Consider the following 19922-nt stretch of genomic DNA (forward strand, 5'->3'; position numbering starts at 1 on the left):
GGTATGGTATTCAAGACTAAACTCCTAAACAGGCGTATCGCTAGTGTGCTATACTCATCGTACTGGTGAAGGGAACGCCACTTTTCTGGGAAAGGGTTATCCCATGAAACTTCGATTCTATGCGGTTTCATGCATTCTAGCTGCGGGTTTATCAACGGCTATACCTGCACAGGCTGTTGCATATCGTGAAGTTACAGACTTTCTAACTGGAGCTACCTTGAAAATCTGGAATGAAGGTCATTGCGAATCCTTCCGGATAGAGGAGACAGTTCCTAGTGATATGGATAATAGGAAGATAAAGCTGTCCTATGATATTGACACATCTTGTACTGTTTCCAAATTTACAGGCAGATTTGAGAATTTGCCTGTAACTATATATTCGAATGACATTACAAGGTCAGGCGATCAGTGTAAAACCCTCTACACAGAGCACTATCTGAAGGATCCTGTAGGATTGGTAGTCTCAAGTCTACAAATGAGGAGTCTCATGTGTTGGAACGGTGCCACAAGTTATTTCAGTGCGCCCAGATACGCAAAGGCTGCCGCACCGCTGTCTTGGAATCATGTAGCGAAGCAAGCATATTTCACCTCCATTGGCGACACCTATGGTAGAAACGCGCGCATTAGTGCAGTTGCTGATTTTAAAACTGACTTTGTCACCTGCATAGGTAAAACTTATAGCATGAGCAATTCAGCCACGTCTAATCCCAACGGCGCGTATTCAGCAGGGTTCTCGCACGATTTACGCGGTTGCATAGTCGATACGGTTCACGCGGAGACAAGTCATTATGCGCGCTAGGTTTCTTTTCGCACTTATTGGTTTAGCGCTCCTGGTTCTAAGCGTCATCCCGGCTCCGAATCCGTTAGAGAACCAGCTTCCTACAGTCATAGTTCACTCAGGCCTTCTCCTACTACACCTTGTAGGGCTAATCCTGGTTCTACCTTTCGCGTGGAAGGCTCCTGCCCTACCCTTCCAAAGTAAAATCCCGGTCTGGATACTGGCTGCGATCGGGGGAGGCTACCTGATCTTCTTAGGATACGTCTTGGTGAACTCCTCGATAAGTCCAGACCCCGATTTTTTGCCCGCCACAGTAATAACCCTGGGGAGTTTACTCGCAGCCCTAGTAATGCTGCTAGTGATGGTGTTGCGTTTTCGAGACCGTCTTCCCAAATGGGTGGGATTCATTCTACTGCTGTGTACGGCAGGGGCAAGTATAGAGATGTTCTCCGGCTGGGTTATCACGGCGATAGCAATCTCGGTTACCCTAATCCAGTGGGCTCACTATTGGTTCACCCAACGTGTCCAAACCCCGCCCGCTGTTCGTTGATAGCCAGGCTCAAGATAGGTAGAACCAAAACCTAAAATCTTATATAAAAAACACACCCGCCGCTATTTTCAAAGCAGCAAAGCAGCGAGCGGCAAAGCGACGCCTGGGAAAACCTACTGCATCGCAGCGACGCGGCTGGCAAGCTTGGACTTGCGCTGGGCAGCCTGGTTCTTGTGGATAATGCCCTTGGAGACGGCGACGTCGAGTTTGCGGGTCGCCACCCGGAGGTTGGACTCAGCCAATTCCTTGTCCCCAGCTTCAACAGCCTCGCGCGTCTTGCGCACGAAAGTTTTGAGCTCGGACTTTACCGACTGGTTCCGCAGCCGAGCCTTCTCGTTCGTGCGAATCCGCTTCATCTGAGACTTAATATTTGCCATTTCATCCTCAAAAATCGATTGGTTTTCCGTCGCGGTTGGCGACACACAAACACCAAGTTTACGACATTTGGGCGGGCCTTCACAAATTGCGGGCGCGAAGGCGCAGGCTGAAAACTGCCGGGCGCGCCGCGGTCGGGTCGGCAGGGCGGCTGCGAGGATGGCGCGGAGGAGTTTTAATGTGAAAATGGGGGGAGAAAGGGGAGAGATGTCCATTCCTAATGACACTTTGTTGCACACGATTCAACCGGCCGCAACCGAGCCGAGCCTGATTCGTAACTTTAGCATCATCGCTCACATCGACCACGGCAAATCGACGCTGGCTGACCGGATGCTCGGGCTGACCGGAGTCGTGACCGAGCGGGAGATGCGGGCGCAGTATCTCGATCGGATGGACATCGAGCGGGAGCGTGGAATCACCATCAAATCCCAAGCCGTGCGGATGCCGTGGCAGGTCGGGGAGAAAGCCTATGCGCTCAACATGATCGATACCCCCGGTCACGTCGATTTCACCTATGAGGTTTCGCGCTCGCTCGCGGCTTGTGAAGGGGCAGTCCTGCTGGTGGACGCCTCCCAGGGGATTGAGGCGCAAACCTTGGCGAATCTCTATCTGGCGCTGGAAGACGACCTGACGATTATCCCCGTGTTGAACAAGATCGATCTTCCCGGCGCGATGCCGGAAAAACACGCTGAGGAACTGGCGAGCCTGATTGGCTGCCAGCCCGAGGACTGCCTGAAAGTGTCGGGGAAAACTGGCGAAGGCGTCGCCGCGCTCCTGGACGAGATTGTTCGCCAAGTCCCGCCCCCCACCGGCGACCCAGCCGCGCCGACCAGAGCCATGATCTTCGACTCGGTTTACGACACCTATCGCGGGGTGGTCACCTATGTTCGCGTCGTGGACGGCTCGCTCACGGCTCGGCAGCGCCTGAAGATGATGTCCAGCGCCACCACCCACGAATTATTGGAGCTCGGCGTGATCAGCCCGGAGCCAACCCCGACTTCCGGACTGGGAGCCGGAGAGGTCGGCTACCTGATTACCGGGGTGAAGGACGTGCGGCAGTCCCGCGTAGGTGACACCGTGACCTCGGCAGATAAACCGGCCGCGGAGGCCTTGGCGGGATACCGAGACCCGATGCCGATGGTGTATTCGGGCCTCTATCCGATTGAAGGGACAGATTTTCCGGTTTTGCGCGACGCGCTTGATAAGCTCCGGTTGAACGACGCGTCGCTGACCTACGAACCGGAGACTTCCGCGGCCCTCGGCTCAGGATTCCGCTGTGGATTCTTGGGGCTGTTGCACCTGGAGATTATTCGCGAACGCCTCGAGCGGGAGTTTGATTTGGCGCTGATTTCGACCGCGCCGAACGTGGAGTATCACGTGGTGACGGAAGACGGAACCGAGCTCGATGTCCACAACCCTTCCGAGTTCCCCGACGGGAAATTGAAAGAGGTCTTGGAGCCGGTAGTGGCGGCGACAATTTTGACGCCCTCGGATTTTGTTGGGCCCGTGATGGAACTGTGTCAAGACCGGCGCGGCACGATGAAGAATATGCAGTATCTCTCCGCGGATCGCGTGGAGTTGCATTACACGCTGCCTTTGGCGGAAATCGTCTACGACTTCTTTGACCAGTTGAAGTCGCGCACCCGCGGGTATGCGTCCTTGGACTATCACTTGGACGGGCTCGCGCCGGCTGATTTGGTGAAGGTCGACATTTTGTTGAACGGCGAGCAGGTCGACGCGTTTTCGGCGATTGTCCACAAGGATGCGGCCTATAACTATGGGACCACGATGGCGCAGAAACTTCGGAAACTGATTCCGCGCCAACAATTCGAGGTTCCGATTCAGGCCGCGATTGGGACGCGGGTTATTGCGCGGGAGAATATTCGCGCTTTGCGAAAAGACATGCTTGCGAAGTGCTACGGCGGCGATATTACCCGTAAGCGTAAGCTCCTCGAAAAGCAGAAAGCCGGCAAGAAACGAATGAAGGCGATCGGGCGCGTCGAGGTTCCCCAAGAGGCGTTTATTGCCGCTTTGTCCTCGGAGGAACCCAAGAAATGAGCAAGACCGTGCGGTTTGATCCGGATGAAGATGCCAGCGTAGCCAGTGGGGTCGAACCTCTTTGGCGTAATGAGCGCAGCGAATGTAGCCAAAAGGGTGCGACCCCAGCGTGGCGTAGCGATTCGATTTCTTCGGCTTCGCCGTTGGGTCAGACCCTTCCGACTACGCTCCCTTCAGTCGCTACGCCGGAGAGGTCTGACCCGCCGGCTTCGCCGTATCCGCGCGTGCGGACCTTCGCGCGGCGCGGAGATCGGATGGGGGACACTCTCGAGCGGACTTTCGAGAAATACAAGCATGCCTATTTGCTGGATTTGGAGCGCGGCGCCGGCGTGACGATGGTCGCGGAGACGGCGCGGCTCGACCCGCGTTTGGTGTTCGGGCGCGAGGCGCCGCTGATTGTCGAGGTAGGCTGCGGCAACGGGGAACAGATTGTTCACGCCGCAGCGAACCATCCGGAGAATAACTATCTCGGTTTCGAGGTGTGGCTTCCGGGGATCGCGAAAATCGTCTCCAGCGCGGTGCGGAACTTCGACGGTTTGCCGAACTTGAAGGTAGCGGACGTGGATGCGCTCCAGGCTTTGCCGATTCTGTTTGCGGATTACTGCGGGGGAGCGGGTTCAACAAGGGAGTCCCGCTTGATGAATGCCACAGCGGAATCCGGCTGGTCGGGCGGTCTCGGGGAATCAGCCAATCTCGGGGATTCCCGCGAGATTTCGAGTCCGATCCAGAGCGCTGAGGCTGAGGTCTTAGGCGAGGCAAGTCGCGGAGTCATCAACGAATTGTGGACGTTCTTTGCTGACCCCTGGCCGAAGCATCGCCACAAGAAACGTCGGCTCGTGGCTCCGGAATTTGCCGGGATTGCCGCGGATTTGCTGGTGGACGGCGGGCTGTGGCGGATGGCGACAGACTGGTCCGATTATGCCTGGCAGATGCGCGACGTGATTGAAGCCACGCCCGGATTGGTGAATGTTTACGCAGGCGAGCGGCCCGATCCGGAGGATCCGGAGGGGATGCGGGGCGGGTTTGCGCCGCGTTTCGAGGGGCGCGTCGTGACGGCTTTTGAGCGGCGGGCCGGGCGCGAGGGTCGTGAGGTGCGGGATTTGTGCGCGCGGCGGGTTGTGCGCGGTTCCGAGGAGGAGCGTCAGCAAGCGGCGGCTCTCCGGGTCGTCGAGCGGCTCGGGCGCGAGCGCTTGGAAGAGAAGCCAATCGACTCCGGATTCGAGCCGCGCGACCCCTGGTATCACGAGGATTAAGCGTGAGCGGAGCTGACGGGGGCAGGAGCGGAGCCGCTGGGGTCAGACCTCTGGCACGCGGTGGCATCGGCGCAGCCGAAAGAGCCACCGCGTTACTGGCGGAGGCGTTAAAAACAGCGGAGCTGTTTAGCCGAAGCTCCGATAACGGCGCTTGCGCCGTACCCGAAGGGAACGCAGCCAAAGGGTCTGACCCGCCGGCTGCGCCTGCGTCGTTGTCCGCTTATGTCCATGTGCCTTACTGTTTGCAGCGCTGCGGGTATTGCGATTTCAACACCTACGCGAATCTCTCGCTTGGTCCCGGGGTGGACGGATATGCCGATGCCCTAACCCAAGAGATCAAAATGAGTCATGGGGACGTGCTTTTTGACTCATTTTTCGCAAAGCGAATGAGTCAAAAAGCACGTCCCCATGACTCATTAAGCACGGTATTCTTTGGCGGAGGAACGCCGACGATTTTGCCGGCGAGCGACCTGGTGAAAATCCTCGAAGCGCTTAGGGCAACTTACGGAATCGTAGACGGAGCCGAGGTTACCGCCGAGGCAAACCCGGACACCGTTGATGCGGGCTACCTTGAAGAACTCGCCCGCGGGGGATTTACCCGCGTGTCTTTCGGGATGCAATCCGCTGCCCCCCACGTCCTCGCAACTCTCGACCGCACCCACACGCAGGCTCATCTCGAGGCCGCTGTCCGCGCCGCCCATAACCTCGGTCTCGAGACCTCGGTGGACCTCATTTACGGTACGCCCGGGGAGAGCCTTGACGATTGGAGAGCGTCCCTAGAAGCGGCCTTGAATCTCGGAGTGAAACACATCTCTTGTTACGCGCTCACGATTGAGCCGGGGACTCGGCTTGGGCTAGCGCTGGCTCGCGGGGAGATTGCGCCGGTTGATCCTGATGACCAGGCGGATAAATACGAGATTGCCGATGCCGTCTTGAGCGCGGCCGGGCTCCAGTGGTATGAGATTTCCAACTGGGCAGTTCCGGGCCGTGAGTGTCGGCATAATCTCGCCTATTGGCGAAACCGGGATTGGCTCGGTTTCGGCCCCGGTGCGCATTCGCATTTGAGGGCGGCTACGTCTCGGTCTGACTCGTCGGCTGCGCCTGTCCCGCTTGGGTCCGTGTCTGACTCTGCGGGGGTTCGGTGGTGGAACGTGAAATCGCCGGTGAAGTGGCTAGCGGCGGTCAGCAAAGGTGAGCTGCCGGTGGAAGATTCAGAAGTCATAAAGGGGGAAGCGGCCTGGTTGGAGCACGTTTTGTTGAACATTCGCTTGCGAGAGGGCTTGGATTTGCGAGAGCCGGCTACGCAATCTGGTGACGGTTCCACTTTGTTCCGTTCGCTTAGCTCACTACCCAAAGCCGTAACCGTCCCCGATTGCTCCGCCAATCTCCGGAAAGCGGCGGAGGCGCTCGCGGGGGAGGGGCTGCTGGACGCGGATGCGCTCACCAGCAACCGCGGGGTTTTGACTCTCAAGGGGAGACTCTTGGCCGATACGGTGACGCGGCGACTGAGTGAGTTTGATTAATTGCCGACTAAATACGCTCTCGACAGGTCTTCACCGGTAGTGTATACTTGTATACATGAGTAAAACTGCTGTACTTTCCGCAAGGGTGGATGCCGATACTGCGCGAAGGGTTGATGCACGCGCCCAGGAGCTCGGGAAAACCCGTTCGCAATACGTGGAAGACCTGGTGAAAAAGGATTTGGGAAACCTCAAAACTCTCGAGGCTAAAAAGGCTCGCGAGGCGGAGATTAACGAGGTTATGGACTTAATCAGGCGCTTGATTCCTCCAAATACCAAGGAAATCGACGTTAAAGAAGCGCGCTACGAGCGCCTCCGCAAGTATGTTGACTGAATCCCCGAAAGCAAACTATGCGCTGTTTAATCGACACCAATGTATTGATTGATTTACTGGGTGGTCGCGAGCCTTTTTATGAGGATGCTGACCGGCTTGTAAGGCATTTTGATAAAAACGACTTTCTGGTAAGCGCGTCTTGCGTTACCGATATCTACTACATCTTGCATCGAAACTATGTCACCAAAGCGGACGCGATACTTTCCGTGAGGCTGCTTCGAGAAAAGATTGCCACCATTGTTGAAGTGACTGATGCCGATATCGCGGCGGCCCTTGACTCGCCCCTTGACGACTTCGAGGACGCGGTCCTGGATGCGGTTGCCAAGCGCCACGGGGTTGACTACCTCATCACCCGCAACCTCGAAGACTTCCAAGGCTCGCGAACCCCGTGCCTGACCCCAGCGGATTTCTTGGTGGAATTCGGAGAAAACTAAATCCCGTAAATCGCGCCGATAATCGTGAGGATGCGGCCCATCGTCGAGCGGTCCAATCGACCGATTATTCGAGCGTTCCGTGCCTCAAGATCGAGGGAACGCGCTTGCTCCACACAAACCACTCCCCGCACCGCCTCGCGTCCGTCCTCCATGTCGAGAACCTCCGGCAGCGGCACATGGAGGGGGAATCCGTTGTCGCGTAAAGTGATTGGCGCCACCATGGTGAGGCTGGTTGCGATATTGAATTTCGTGGTCGAAATCACCACGCCTGGCCTGGTCTTCATGGCCTCATGTCCGCGCGAGGGGTCGAAGCTCACCAGCACAATATCGCCTTGGTTCGTAAGCATTACCAGACCTCGTTCTCACTCGGCTCGCCCCAGTCGATTTCGTTTCCGATGGTGGGGTAATCGTCCGGTGGTTCGTAAGTGCCGTTCCAGTTCTCCAACAGTTCGTCCATTGTTACCTTGGTGGTTCGCCTGACCACCGGCGAGATGATGATATTTCCTTCTTTTACAGAAAGGTCAACTGTGTCCCCCAAGGCCAGTCCGGCTTCGTGCGCAAGTGGTTTGGGGATAATCACGCCTTGGCTGTTTCCCCATTTCGTAAGCGTTGCCGTGCTCATTTCACACCTCCATAGACATGTTTATACATAGTATAACCGACATCGATTGGGAAGGTTAATAGGTGAATTGTCAGGACATGCACGTAAAGATTTTGTAACGATGGAACAGTCGGACGCGGATGGCGTTTTGGTTGACCTGGGGGTTTACGCCGCGACCAGGGATTATGAAAAATCCCTGGGTTAAGCGGGGGTTTTCGCTGAAATCACGCCAAAAGGCTCACAATTAAAGGAGCGTAACCGAACAGATAGATAGGCGTTTGGAACGCTCGTGCTAGCCCCATCCGGAGGGGCTGGTGAACGAATCCATGGATGGTATTCGAGGAGGACACAGTGGAAAATCACGTTTTGAGGAAGATGCGCCGCGCAGGAATTGTTATCGCCTGTGCTGCTGGGCTGACGTTCGTGGGGATTGCGCCGGCGAATGCGTTGAGTGGTCAAGGGTGGCAGACGAGTGATTTAGGGAAAAATGGAACCGCAGTTGCTCAGCTAGCTGTGCCCAAAGGGGACGGAACTATCGGCTATAAATATTGTTCCGGTGTGCTAGTTAAGCCCAACGAAGTGTTGACCTCAAGTGATTGTTTCTCGTTTTCCAATGACCCCTATCACGACGTGTTTGCACGAGAATCCACCACGACAGAGGACAATCTCGCTACTAAGACTGCTCGCGTTACTTTCGGTAAAGATGCTGAACAGAATAACAAGTCCCAAGATCGCGTTTACTTTTCGGTTCGCGTAGAAACTCCGGCTTCGAGCGCCTGGGGGCTGTCTATTGTCCAATTGGATCGTCCGGTTACGGGAATCACTCCCGTGTCGAAAGCTAGCGGAATCACCAAAGATGGCACCATTGGGAATCTACTAGGATGGGAAACCACCGACTTTGTTCCCATGCCTGGTGCGATTCCTACCACTATCACTTCCAATGATAAGAATATTGCTTACCGAGCACTTTCCGGCTACGAGGTTTCCCCCCTGACTTGGGAACAATTCGAGGCTACCGGTAAGAGCATTCCTGAAATCGACATGCCGAGCGCTGGCGATAAAACTGCGGTAGTTCCCGGTTTCCGAGTGAAGGGAATTCGTGTCTCTAAAGAAAACACTAAGGAGCTTGGTTCTCCGGTGGTGACGACTGATGGAAAGCTGCAAGGCATCTTGGTGGGGTATGACAAGAATGGACAGGCGGTTTTCCTCGATGCGGGCGAACCTAATATTTCTGACTGGATTTACCGCGCCCATACCCAGCGAATTCTGGAAAAGAAAGAAAAAGTATCCAGCGAGAAGGCTCTGTCGGGACAATATAAGGACTTACGTGACTTGATGTGCGGAAACCCTGCCGCTTCGGACATGAAAACCTTTGAGTCCTACGCCATCACCAACGGTAATAGCACTAACAACAGCATTAACACTCATAACGAGTACGTGACGAATTTGGGACGTCCGGAATTCAAGTACGCTCATACGGACAACCACGCACCTAACTATCCTGTTACCTCTACAAATGATCCGAGCTACATAAAGGATATTTCCAAGGATGCCCCTACCTTGCAGGCTATGTGTCAGCCGGGAGGTGAGAATCGTAAGCTTGATCTGGTAACTATGTACCAGCGCGCAATTACTGAGGAACAGCACTATCAAGTTGAACGCGGTAAGATTCAGAAGAAAGTGACTGACGCGGAAATTGCCAAGAATCTCGCTGAGCAGGCATATAAGACGGCTCAGACTGAGGAGGCCAAGGCCTACAGCTATTACAAGGTTGATATTAGCGACTCAACAAACAAGAAAAAGTGGGAAGACGCAGTCGCAAACACAAAGGCTAAAAAGACCGATATGGAAGGTAAGGTCAAGGAATACAACGTATTGCTCGAACTCCAAGAGCAGGTTGTGAAGAGCCTTGACCCGGTGGTTTCTGATGCCTTGGGTGCTGTCAAGAACGGGATGCTGGAGTTGGAAGCTAAAGTTGAGGCTGCCCAAAACGATTGGGCCGATAAGGACGATGCTTTTCGTAAAGCCTACGACGATGCGATGAGCAAATACTTAGCCGAGCTTAAGAAAAAAGCCGATAACGCGGTGAAAGCTGAGGAAAACACAACCTATTGTATAGGTCACCCGGATGACACGAAGTGTGGGGATCCTAAAGGATATCCCAAAGCGTACGAGAGGGTGAACCAGTCGATCCTCGATAAGGATCCCTACAGTGAATATCTTGTCCTTGGTGGTGGTAAGGATCAGGTAGAGCGCGACCTTGGTGCCTATGCGGAGCCTCTGAACCAAACGGTTCCGATTATGCTTGAGGCTCGTTACCAAATTTGGAACATGACTCGCATGACAGACATGCTAAAGAAAGGCGCAGTTCTAAATCCTGCTGATAAAGAGGCCATGCGCCAGGAGATTATGGAACTTCTAGATAAGCAAGAAGAGCTTAAAAACCAGATTTCCACGGCAAATGGGAAGATGCAGGAAGCCGCCACTAACCTCAAGAAATCCTACGAGACCGTGCCCGAGGCTCTGAAGAATTACTTGAAAGAAAAAGGCTACGATCAGGTTATCCAGGATTTCAACAATGCCAACCTGGCTTATAACGGCGCTAAAACTGATTTGAAGAATCTGGATCAGGTTCGAGATGAATTGCCCGATGCAGCTACCACCACTCAGATGGATTCTTTGTTGAACAAAGCCAGCAAGTCCTACGCGAACCTGATGGACATTCTCGACCAAGTGACTGCTGCCACCAACAAACTAAGCGAACTAAACGCGATTAGTGAGCTTGCCAAGAAAGGCTTGATTAAAGATGACGATGACCCGACTGCTGGCATGACCCCGGCGGAAAAGGAAAAGTACGAAAAGGAGCAAGCTGCCAAGAAGGCTGCTGAAGAAGCCGCCGCGAAGAAGGCAGCAGATGCTGCCGCCAAGAAGGCAGAAGCCGAGGCAAAGAAGGCTGCGGCTGAGGCTGAGAAGAAAGCCAAGGCCGACGAGAAGCGCCTCGCTAAAGCCTTGTCCAAGAATACCTTGCGGGCTGAGGGCGCGAATCGGGTTCTGACCTCGATTGCGGCGTGGAAGATTGGGAAATTCCCCGGTGACTCTCTCGTCCTTGTGGATGGCAATGTTCACGCCGATGGGCTGTCTGCCACCCCGTTTGCGGCCGGATTGAAGGCGCCCATCCTACTGACCCAGTGGAAGACCGGCCTCGAGCCAGCCCTGATGGATCAGATTAAAGCCTCCGGGAAGAAGAAACTCTACCTGGTTGGCTGGCAAGTCCCGATGACTCCCTACGATGAGTTTGAACTGCGGGACGCCGGAATTGACATTATCCGGATTGCTGGCTCCGACCGCTACGCGACTTCGGTGGCGGTGAACCAGGCTACGGAGCCGCTCATCGGTGCGTCCCCCCAGAAACCGCTTCATCTCTATGTGGCTGACGGCATCGGATTCCCTGATGCCTTGGCGGCTGGCGCGGCTGCGGGTCGCGTGGGTGGCTTGATGCTCCTGAGCAGGGGAACCACCTTGGATCCGCAGACCTACAACTACATCTCGAACCTCGGCCAGACTCGCCCCTTGAAGATTACGGCAGTCGGCGGGCCTGCGGTGACAGCCATCAAGAACACTCCGTGGCCGACCACGATGAGCGTCGAGATTGACCCGGTGATGGGTTCGGATCGCTATGAGACCGCGGCGAAACTTTCCACCACTTTGCCGGGAACCACCGCGGCAGTCCTCGCGACGGGAGAAAAGTTCGCGGATGCTTTGGCGGGCGGGTCGCTGGCTGTGGATCAAAATGCGGCGCTGGTTTTGACGAAGTCCAAGGAACTTCCGAATGCGGCCTACCAGTCTCTGCAACGCTACGGTTCAGAAAAGACCATCGTGGTGGGCGGGCCGGCAGCGGTTTCCGCTAAGGTTGCCGAACTCGTCAACGGCGCGACCCTGAAGAATCCGGACAGCGTCAACATCGAAGGCACTCTGGCGGCTCGCGAGCAGGTGAAGGCCGCTGTCGCAGCGAAGGCTCTCGAGGATCAGAAGAACGCGCTGGAAACGGTGAAGGGAATGATCAAGAACGGATCGGATCTCCAAAGTGTTATGAACCAGCTCGGGATTGGGTCTGTTGACCAACTCGCGAAACTGCTCAGCCAACCGGCGGGGACTTACGGGACGTGAACTACTGCAGGGACTGCGACTCGCTCAACAGTCGCTGACCTTCCCGGAAGTGGCTGGAACTCGGTTCCGAATCCGACTAACTCCTGATTCCTGATTAGGCAATGGCTTCGGGTGTCGCCCTTGGGGCGGCACCCGAGCTTTTTGCGGGCGGCAAGTCAATCTGATTGTAATCACTGTGCACGAATGTACGGTTATCCTCACGGAGCCGTTACCACTGGAAACTTGAAAACTCTGCTGCCTGGGGTTTTGTTCTGAAACCGAGGTTGGGAGAAACTGGTTTCGGTCTAACGCCGTACGCTCGTGAACGCTTCGGGCGAGAAAACGCCGGAATCGAGACAAGAAAAACCGAATCTAGCGCGGCAGGCGACCAGGATCAGGCCATGATTGGCGTCGCGGTCAACGGATAGGGCTCATCGCGCGGGGGCAACACACGCGCCAGAATCCCGCCAATCACGCTAGCCACCACGAGCATGCTCGTTAGAATCGAAGCCGCCACCAGTTGAGCCGCATCGGCTCCGAAAGGCACTGCGAAGAATCCCGAAAAGACTGCAACCGCAAGAATCGCCCCGACCTCCGGCCCGAGAATAACCCCGATAGCCGCCGCGGTTACAAGCGTCCCGAGCAAGACCAATAAGACAGCTCCGCCATTGGTGACTGCCGTCGAGGGAAGAAGCTGCGTTCGCTCCAGGAATCCTGCCAGCAGCCACCCGCCGGCGACAACGGAGGCCAGGTAACCGAGAATCGCCACGGCTCGCCAGCCGGCCTCCGCCAGCCAGCCCGGTCGCGAACCCTGGAGGAAACCAGCAACCAGCACGGCTACGAAAACCACTCCTGCGAGGTCGTCAATCCCCACGGGTAAAGCCAGAATCGCCACCAATAAGCCCAGCCCGAGAATCCCCGGCAGAGCCAAGGTCTTCACGGCGTCGCCCTTCGAGGCGCTGCGCTTAGTACGTCCCTCCTCGGTCACCTCGGCAGTCGCCTTTGCGGTAGTCTTCCAGGACTCGCCGTCCTGAGACTTCATCTTTTTGAGCGTCATCTGGCTGATTTTCGGCGCCGAACCGAGCGAGACAACGGCGGCTATCCCGCCTACCACAAATAAAATCACCAACATCTGCAACAGGAGGAAATGGTTATCAACCATCCCGCGCATCCCGGCGACCAAAACCAGCGCCACCACAGTCAGCGGCAAACCGTGAAACGACCAAGCCCAGGCACTGCGGCGTGCAGGCGTGACCTGTCGTCCGGCAAGGACATAGAGAGCAGAAAACCACCTTTCCATCAGTCCGGATTCAATCGTGACCGCCGCGGTTCCGACCCAAACTAGGAGCGCTAGGAAGGAAAAATTGTTGAATGGAGAGATGAGCTGGAGGCCGACAGTGACGAGAGTTCCGGAACCTTCGAGAACCATTGTCCCGAGCAACGCCGGAAGTCCCAGCGCGACGAAAATCGGCACGCGCACGGCCACGAGCAGGAGCGCGACGACAATAACTGCAATAGCGACAATCCACACGGTCATTTGCGGCCCCCTTTCTTTCCGGCTTTGCCTCCGTCGGGGGACACTGCTTTGATTTTCACGCCTTTGAGCGCGGGGGGAGACGGAGGACTCGGGGTAGCCTGGGTCTTCGGAGGTGTCTGGCTCGCAGCCGCGCCGCAGCGGGAGGAATCGGGCGCTGCTGTGGCGGGATTCTCGGTTCGGGTGGGGCGAGAGGTGCCGGTGGCGATGGTGGTGGAGGAACCGCTGGAGGCTCTGAGGGAACGCGGCAGTCGCGACGACTTGGGCTGGCGGGGCGCTTTGGGACGCCGCGCCGCCTTCGTCTTTCGTGAGTCAGTTGATTTCGCGGCAGCAGTTTGCTGACCCCTCTGAGTATGCTCCCGCGCCTGGTTGTCCGGCAAGTCATTAATGGCGTTCAACAAGCGCCTCGCACCGGAGACGAGAGCCACAATTCCGAAGGCGAGTGCGGGAAGAAGCACGAGAGACATCGGGATTCCGACGATCATCATTTTTTGGTCAGCGGAGGAAACCAACGAAACCCCGGAAAGGAGCGTGAGAAACAACCCGAAAAGAACCAGCGCGGCGGATTCGATGAGTTCTTGAAGTGAAGTGCGTTGGTCTGGATTTCCGATGCGAGCCATGCCGAGAGTAAACAGGGCTGCGGCTAGCGTCAAATAGGCAACCCAAGCGCCGAGAATCCCTGAGAACTGCTCGGCAGCGAGCATCAGGAGAATCACAGGGGAGTCCTGGTAGCCGAACCAAACCTCAGGACTGGGGAGTTTCAGTCCGCCCGGCCCGAGGTAGGAAACGCGGCCCACCAGGTGCAGGCTAGTGAGGATGGCACCAACAGCGGCCACCCCAAGCGTGATGTAGCCAAGGATACGCTGCCAACTAGGGAGCCCCGAGGATTTTTCGGCCGGTTCAGCTGGTTCGGCTGGTTTTTCTTCCACCCCTTGATTTTAGCCTGTCGAGTCACGACATTCGGGGATTTGGCTTTTTACCAACGGGGACGGGCCAATTTGGTAAAAATCTGAGGTCTAGCGATTGGTCTGCGGTTCCGGTCCGGATTCGGACTGGGTTTGGTCTGGCTTAGTTCGGGTAGAAGCGGAGAGATTTAGAACGGTTCGAAGCGGCGCGTTTCAGATTTACCATTTGGCCCGTCCCCATTGGTAAATTTCTTGGGAAAGCAGCGACCGTATTAAAAGAGTAAGATTAGCAATCGAAGGTTCCGAGTGCTAACCGGAGGAAAAACCCGAAGACACCTGAAAAGGAGGCGAGGATGAGCATGGATAAGGCCGGAGATAGGCGGCTTGATGTCCTGCGCGCCATCGTCTCCGATTATGTCGAAACCCAGGAACCGGTCGGCTCGAAGGCCCTCGTCGAGCGACATTCCCTCGGGGTCTCCGCCGCGACCATCCGGAACGACATGGCCGTCCTCGAGGAGGAAGGCCTCATTCGCCAACCCCACACTTCCGCCGGCCGCATCCCGACCGACAAGGGCTATCGCTTCTTCGTCGACCAAATCGACCAAATCAAGCCGCTGTCCGCTCCGGAACGCCGCGCCATCACGGAGTTCTTTGAACAAGCGGTCGGGCTCGAGGATGTGATGGAACGCACGGTTCGCCTCCTCGCGCACTTGACTCATCAAACGGCAATGATCGAATTTCCGGCGTTTAGCCAGTCGGGCCTAAGGCATCTGGAACTGGTGCCGCTCGGGAGCGGCGGGGCTGGGGCCACCGCCGCGACGCCCGTCATCAAAAAGGTTCTCGCGATTGTGATTTCTTTGACCGGGCGGGTTGACCAAATTCTCGTGGATCTTCCGACGTCCCTTAGTGAAAACACCTTGAACGAACTGGCGACCCCGCTCGAAAACTTGTTCGGAGAAACCTCCACGGACCAACCCGACTCTAGCCGCACCAATCAAGACATCGAAGCATGGCTTTCCACCCTTTCCGACCCCGACACTCGCGAAAGCGCGCAGATTCTCGCTGAAGCCATCGCCACCGCGCTCGCCCAAGGCCAAGCCGAGACCCGCATTGTCCTCGCCGGCATGGCAAACCTGTCTCGCGCCGGAGACTTCCAAGACACACTGACCCCGCTGGTCGAAGCCCTTGAGGAACAGGTCGTGCTGCTGAATCTTTTCAACGAGATGCGTGAGCCCGAGGCTGTTTCCGTCATTATTGGCCAAGAGTCCGGTCACGAAGTCCTGCGCGACACAGCCATCGTGTCCTCGCGCTACGACGCGACCGGCGCAAGCGCGGCCCACGTCGGGGTGATTGGACCGACCCGCATGGACTACCCTGGTTCTATGTCGGCGGTAAGAGCGGTCGCGCGGTATCTGTCACGATTTTTGCATCAATAATCAATAGCATCAAGAGATTGTCGATTCACTAAAGAGAAAGAAAAAGTTGAGCGATTACTACGAGACCCTGGGTGTGAGCCGAAACGCGACCCAAGACGAGATCAAGAAGGCTTACCGCCACCTGGCGCGCAAGCTTCACCCCGACGTCGCCGGACCCGAAGCGGAAGACCAGTTCAAAGAGGTCACGGCCGCTTACGAGGTGCTGTCGAATCCCGACAAGCGCGCCCAGTATGACCTCGGCGGTTCCGGCTTCACCGGCATGGGCGGGGCTAGCGCGGCGGGCTTCGGCTTCGCGGACATTCTCCAAGAATTCTTCAACGCTGCCAGCGGGGGAGGCGGGCCGACCCCGCGCGGATCGCGCGGCCAAGACATCCTGACGACTATCGACGTCTCCTTGGAAGACGTGGCTTTCGGAGCCACTCGCGAGTTGAAGATCAACACTTTTGTAAAGTGCAAGACCTGTAAGGGGACTTGCTGCGCGCCGGGAACCCATCCCGAGACCTGTAAGACCTGTGGCGGGTCGGGGACAGTGCAAAGGATGGCGCGTTCGTTCTTGGGTCAGGTAATGACCACAGCACCCTGCCAGACTTGCGGCGGCCACGGGACGGTGATTGCCCACCCGTGTCCGGACTGCTCCGGGGAGGGGCGCGTGCGGGCGACGCGGAAGATTAAGGTCGAGGTGCCGGCCGGTGTCGAAAACGGGACGCGGATTCGGCTTTCCGGGGAAGGCGAGGCCGGGCCCGCGGGCGGTCCTGGGGGTGACCTCTATGTCGAGATTCACGAGTTGCCCCACCAGGTTCTCCAGCGTCGCGGTGATGACCTGCATACTCGCCTGCGGATTCCGATGACGGCCGCGGCTTTGGGGACGAAGTTTGAGCTGGAGACTTTGGACGGGAAACGGACGATTACGGTCGATCCGGGCTCCCAGCCGGACGGGGTCATCAACCTGAAAGGCCTCGGGGTAGGGCGTCTTCAACGTGCGGGCCGCGGGGATTTGTATGTTCACCTAGACGTCGAGGTGCCGACCGATTTGGATCGGCGACAGCGGGAGCTTTTGGTTGAGCTGGCGCGGCTTCGTGGGGAGGACAGTGAGGGATTTATTGACGCTGCCGCCGGGGGGCCGACTGGGGCTGGCGGGGCTGGTTTCGGCGGGTCCGGTTTCAGCGGGTCTGGCGCGGGTGGCTCCACCGGCGCAGGCAGTGCGGGCGGCTCGAGTGGTTCCGGGGCGCGCCGCCGCAGGGGAAACTAGCGATGACGCGGCAGGTCTTCGTAGTTGGCAGTCTCGGACGCGGGTCGGTCGGCGCTAGCAGTCTTGGACTCAGCGGGCTCGGTCAGGGAGGGACTGGAGTCGGCGTGGCTCGGACGGGTTTCGATTCAACAAGGGATTCTGCTTCAATAAGGGGGGACTCCTTGGCGGGGCTTTCCTCCGGAGATGAGGTCGAACTCGCCGGAGAAGAAGCCCACCACGCCGCGGTGAAACGCTTGTGCCTAGGTGAGATCGTTGACCTGGTTGATGGGCTCGGCTCACGGGCGACCGGTGAAGTCGTGAGACTCGGGAAGACTATCCGGATTCGGCTCCTGGACGCGGCTCAGCTCGAGGCAGAACCGGCATTGCGCTTGACCCTGATCCAGGCACTGGCCAAGGAAAAACGCGACATGCAGGCCTTGGAATCTGCTTGTGAAATCGGGGCGACACGGGTTGTGCCCTGGGGTGCGGCGCGCTCAGTTTCGCGGTGGGACACGGTTCCGAAGCGGGCCAAGGGTCGAGAAAAGTGGCGGAAACTGGCGCTTTCAGCGATGAAGCAGTCCCGTCAGTCGCGCCTTGCTGAAATCGGTGAATACGTTGAAAGCGGGGTTGATGTCGCTCGCGGCTACAACGCTGATTCTCCCGACAATCGTCCCGATAGTAAAACCGTCTTTTCCGAGGTGGAACGCATCATCTCCCGAGGCGGCGTCGTCTTCGTCCTCCACGAGTCCGCAACCGAAAAGCTTTCGTCCCTCCTGGAAGACCTCGTTTTCGACTCGGCTACGCCGCCCAGTCAGCCTCTCCCACCAGTCCCCGTCCGGAGTTTGTCGAACGCAGCTCAAGGGGTGCAGCAACAATTACCCACCGAAATCGCGGTCGTGGTTGGCCCGGAGGGTGGGATCACGGAAGCGGAGCTCGCGGGATTCGAGACGGTGGGGGCGCGGGTCGCTTTGCTCGGACCGACGGTGTTGCGCTGTTCGACTGCCGGTCCCGCCGCTCTCGCCGTCATCCAGGCCACCCTCGGCTCCTGGCGGTAGCACTCTGACTATTATTTCGAACGACGCGAATAACCACGGCCCCTACGTGAATAACCACAGCAGCATGTTATTTTCGAGGGGCATTTTTCATTTCCCCAGGTCAGGGCAATTCCTCTTGTAGTATGCTACTATGTCCGGCGTGTCTTGTGGTTATTCACGTCAGTTAAATGGCTCGGGGGGGGATGGTTTACCCAGGGTGGGGAACTCTTGACTAGAATAGGCAGCATATGGAAAATCAGGAGAGAGTTTCGATTCCGATTCCGCCAGAGGTGGATTTGCTCAGTGTGCTTGGCGTGAATGACGCGAATCTGCGCGCGCTCGAGGAGACGTTTCCCAGTGTGAACTTCTGGTTTGGTGATAATTCTCTTTTCTTGCAAGGAACCACCGCTGAACTTCCCGCGGCTCAGCAAGCCGCGCTGCGGTTAATCTCTCCTGCGGCTGCGCCCGAAGCCGCTGCGACCCGCGCGCTGGCATCGACGCAGTCGAATGAGCCAGCGCGTAACAGTGCGGAGGCGTTACAAAACGGTCCGGGGGGCCGTTTTGCTAGCAACGCTGGCGCGTTGCGCACCGTTTCCTCGGTCTCGGATACTCGAGCAAGCTCGGCATCACTCGACCTTCGTTACGGTAGCCGGAGGTCCGTTGAAGAAAAAGCTGCGGCGCAGCAAGAGGCATACCCAGCAACGGCGCAGAGTGCCGCGGCACAGCCTACCCGAAACGCATCGTTCAACGAGCGAGCGGTGCTGGTGAACCGCGAGAAGGTAATCCGCCCGAAAACAGCAGGCCAAGCCAACTACATCCGCGACATCGACACCCACACCGTCACCTTCGCCATCGGGCCGGCCGGAACCGGCAAAACCTATCTCGCAATGGCGCGCGCAGTTAGGGCCCTTCTCGACGGCGAGGTATCTCGCCTCATCTTGACCCGCCCTGCGGTCGAAGCCGGCGAAACCCTCGGGTTTCTCCCGGGAACTTTGACCGATAAAATCGACCCCTACCTGCGCCCGCTCTACGATGCGCTGCGGGAAATGCTCGACACGGGGACAATCTCTAAGATGATGAGTGACGGGACGATCGAGCTCGCAGCCTTAGCCTATATGCGCGGGCGGACCTTGAACGGGGCCTTTGTCATTCTCGACGAGGCGCAAAACACAACCTCGGAACAGATGAAGATGTTTTTGACCCGCCTCGGTTTCGGATCGAAAATGGTTGTGACCGGCGATATTACTCAAATTGACCTCCCGAGCCGCCAGCCCTCCGGTCTGAAGGAGGTCCGCGACATTCTCGGCAGAATCCCGGATATCGCCTTCACTTATTTGACGAGCTCCGACGTTGTGCGTCATTCGCTCGTGGGGGAGATTATCGAGGCTTATCAAGAGTTTGAAGATAAATAGAGAGCTATCGCGACGGAGCCGTTTTGCCCCTTTTCGCTCCAAGAGAGAGGAAAGCCTTCCTCGCCTGACAAGCATTCCTCCCAGCCAGTCACAGAACAACGATCATAACCAAGCAAACAAGCCGCCTGTTTCGCAGTCCACCCAAGCTCTAACAACTCCAACGCATACTCACGCACAGCCGAACCAGACCACCTACCACCCAAGAGCGCAACTCCCTTCCAAAAAAACGTTGCACTCATCATCTGACACCGCATTATTTCCAGTGCGGGAGTTTTTTTCCTGGGTTTGGACCAGCCCTCCCGAGAACTAGGCCAACTTGGGAGT

General features: G+C 57.1%; 16 protein-coding genes. 11 read left to right on the top strand and 5 right to left on the bottom strand.

The genetic code is table 11. From position 1 onward, the window contains the following. Nucleotides 1-103: 103 nt before the first annotated feature. Nucleotides 104-799, top strand: a complete 696-nt coding sequence (locus FYJ63_RS03145) for a hypothetical protein (RefSeq protein WP_154543679.1) — start codon at nucleotides 104-106, stop codon at nucleotides 797-799. Between the two features lie 642 nt (nucleotides 800-1441). On the opposite strand, the gene rpsT is transcribed toward FYJ63_RS03145, so the two are convergent. After that, nucleotides 1442-1705 (bottom strand): 30S ribosomal protein S20, encoded by a 264-nt coding sequence (rpsT, locus tag FYJ63_RS03150; RefSeq protein WP_154543681.1) that lies wholly within the window; start codon nucleotides 1703-1705, stop codon nucleotides 1442-1444. A gap of 205 nt (nucleotides 1706-1910) precedes the next feature. Here rpsT and lepA point away from each other — a divergent pair, with 205 nt between their 5' ends. The 5 genes from lepA to FYJ63_RS03180 all read left to right on the top strand — a co-directional run bounded on the left by lepA (nucleotide 1911) and on the right by FYJ63_RS03180 (nucleotide 7302). Next, entirely contained in the window at nucleotides 1911-3761 is a 1851-nt protein-coding gene (lepA, locus tag FYJ63_RS03155) for a translation elongation factor 4 (protein ID WP_154543683.1), read from the top strand. A gap of 143 nt (nucleotides 3762-3904) precedes the next feature. After that, nucleotides 3905-5014, top strand: a complete 1110-nt coding sequence (gene trmB / locus FYJ63_RS11140) for a tRNA (guanine(46)-N(7))-methyltransferase TrmB (protein ID WP_420846014.1) — start codon at nucleotides 3905-3907, stop codon at nucleotides 5012-5014. A gap of 212 nt (nucleotides 5015-5226) precedes the next feature. Beyond that, nucleotides 5227-6537: a radical SAM family heme chaperone HemW gene (hemW, locus tag FYJ63_RS03170; protein WP_229769918.1), complete on the top strand. Its 1311-nt coding sequence runs from the start codon at nucleotides 5227-5229 to the stop codon at nucleotides 6535-6537. 55 nt (nucleotides 6538-6592) lie between these two features. Beyond that, the gene (locus FYJ63_RS03175) at nucleotides 6593-6868 is read left to right on the top strand and encodes a ribbon-helix-helix protein, CopG family (RefSeq protein ID WP_154543685.1); all 276 of its coding nucleotides are present in this window, start codon (nucleotides 6593-6595) and stop codon (nucleotides 6866-6868) included. A 17-nt stretch (nucleotides 6869-6885) separates the two neighbouring features. Beyond that, entirely contained in the window at nucleotides 6886-7302 is a 417-nt protein-coding gene (locus FYJ63_RS03180) for a PIN domain-containing protein (protein ID WP_154543687.1), read from the top strand. Here the strand turns inward: FYJ63_RS03180 and FYJ63_RS03185 are convergent. Continuing rightward, entirely contained in the window at nucleotides 7299-7649 is a 351-nt protein-coding gene (locus FYJ63_RS03185; RefSeq protein WP_154543689.1) for a type II toxin-antitoxin system PemK/MazF family toxin, read from the bottom strand. The genes FYJ63_RS03180 and FYJ63_RS03185 overlap by 4 nt on opposite strands. Beyond that, entirely contained in the window at nucleotides 7649-7924 is a 276-nt protein-coding gene (locus tag FYJ63_RS03190) for an AbrB/MazE/SpoVT family DNA-binding domain-containing protein (protein ID WP_154543691.1), read from the bottom strand. The genes FYJ63_RS03185 and FYJ63_RS03190 overlap by 1 nt, the downstream gene beginning before the upstream one ends. A gap of 330 nt (nucleotides 7925-8254) precedes the next feature. On the opposite strand from FYJ63_RS03190, the gene FYJ63_RS03195 reads away from it, so the two are divergent. After that, nucleotides 8255-12070, top strand: coding sequence for a cell wall-binding repeat-containing protein (locus FYJ63_RS03195; RefSeq protein ID WP_338106804.1), 3816 nt, complete (start codon nucleotides 8255-8257; stop codon nucleotides 12068-12070). A gap of 373 nt (nucleotides 12071-12443) precedes the next feature. Here FYJ63_RS03195 and FYJ63_RS03200 read toward each other — a convergent pair whose 3' ends face one another. Together FYJ63_RS03200 and FYJ63_RS03205 are read right to left on the bottom strand one after the other, a co-directional pair. Further along, on the bottom strand, nucleotides 12444-13586 hold the full coding sequence (locus FYJ63_RS03200) for a C4-dicarboxylate ABC transporter (RefSeq protein WP_154543695.1): 1143 nt from the start codon (nucleotides 13584-13586) through the stop codon (nucleotides 12444-12446). Then, the gene (locus FYJ63_RS03205) at nucleotides 13583-14512 is read right to left on the bottom strand and encodes a translation initiation factor 2 (protein ID WP_154543697.1); all 930 of its coding nucleotides are present in this window, start codon (nucleotides 14510-14512) and stop codon (nucleotides 13583-13585) included. Before FYJ63_RS03205 ends, FYJ63_RS03200 begins: the two co-directional genes overlap by 4 nt. 329 nt (nucleotides 14513-14841) lie before the next feature. Between FYJ63_RS03205 and hrcA the strand changes: the two genes are divergently transcribed. From hrcA to FYJ63_RS03225, 4 genes are all read left to right on the top strand, one after another. Then, on the top strand, nucleotides 14842-15924 hold the full coding sequence (gene hrcA / locus FYJ63_RS03210; RefSeq protein ID WP_154543699.1) for a heat-inducible transcriptional repressor HrcA: 1083 nt from the start codon (nucleotides 14842-14844) through the stop codon (nucleotides 15922-15924). Between the two features lie 46 nt (nucleotides 15925-15970). Continuing rightward, nucleotides 15971-17173, top strand: a complete 1203-nt coding sequence (gene dnaJ / locus FYJ63_RS03215; protein WP_154543701.1) for a molecular chaperone DnaJ — start codon at nucleotides 15971-15973, stop codon at nucleotides 17171-17173. Between the two features lie 2 nt (nucleotides 17174-17175). Continuing rightward, nucleotides 17176-18207 (top strand): RsmE family RNA methyltransferase, encoded by a 1032-nt coding sequence (locus tag FYJ63_RS03220; RefSeq protein ID WP_154543703.1) that lies wholly within the window; start codon nucleotides 17176-17178, stop codon nucleotides 18205-18207. A 227-nt stretch (nucleotides 18208-18434) separates the two neighbouring features. Continuing rightward, on the top strand, nucleotides 18435-19598 hold the full coding sequence (locus FYJ63_RS03225; RefSeq protein ID WP_154543705.1) for a PhoH family protein: 1164 nt from the start codon (nucleotides 18435-18437) through the stop codon (nucleotides 19596-19598). The last annotated feature ends 324 nt before the right edge of the window (nucleotides 19599-19922 follow it).

Source organism: Mobiluncus porci (assembly GCF_009695935.1).
Lineage (GTDB): Bacteria > Actinomycetota > Actinomycetes > Actinomycetales > Actinomycetaceae > Mobiluncus > Mobiluncus porci.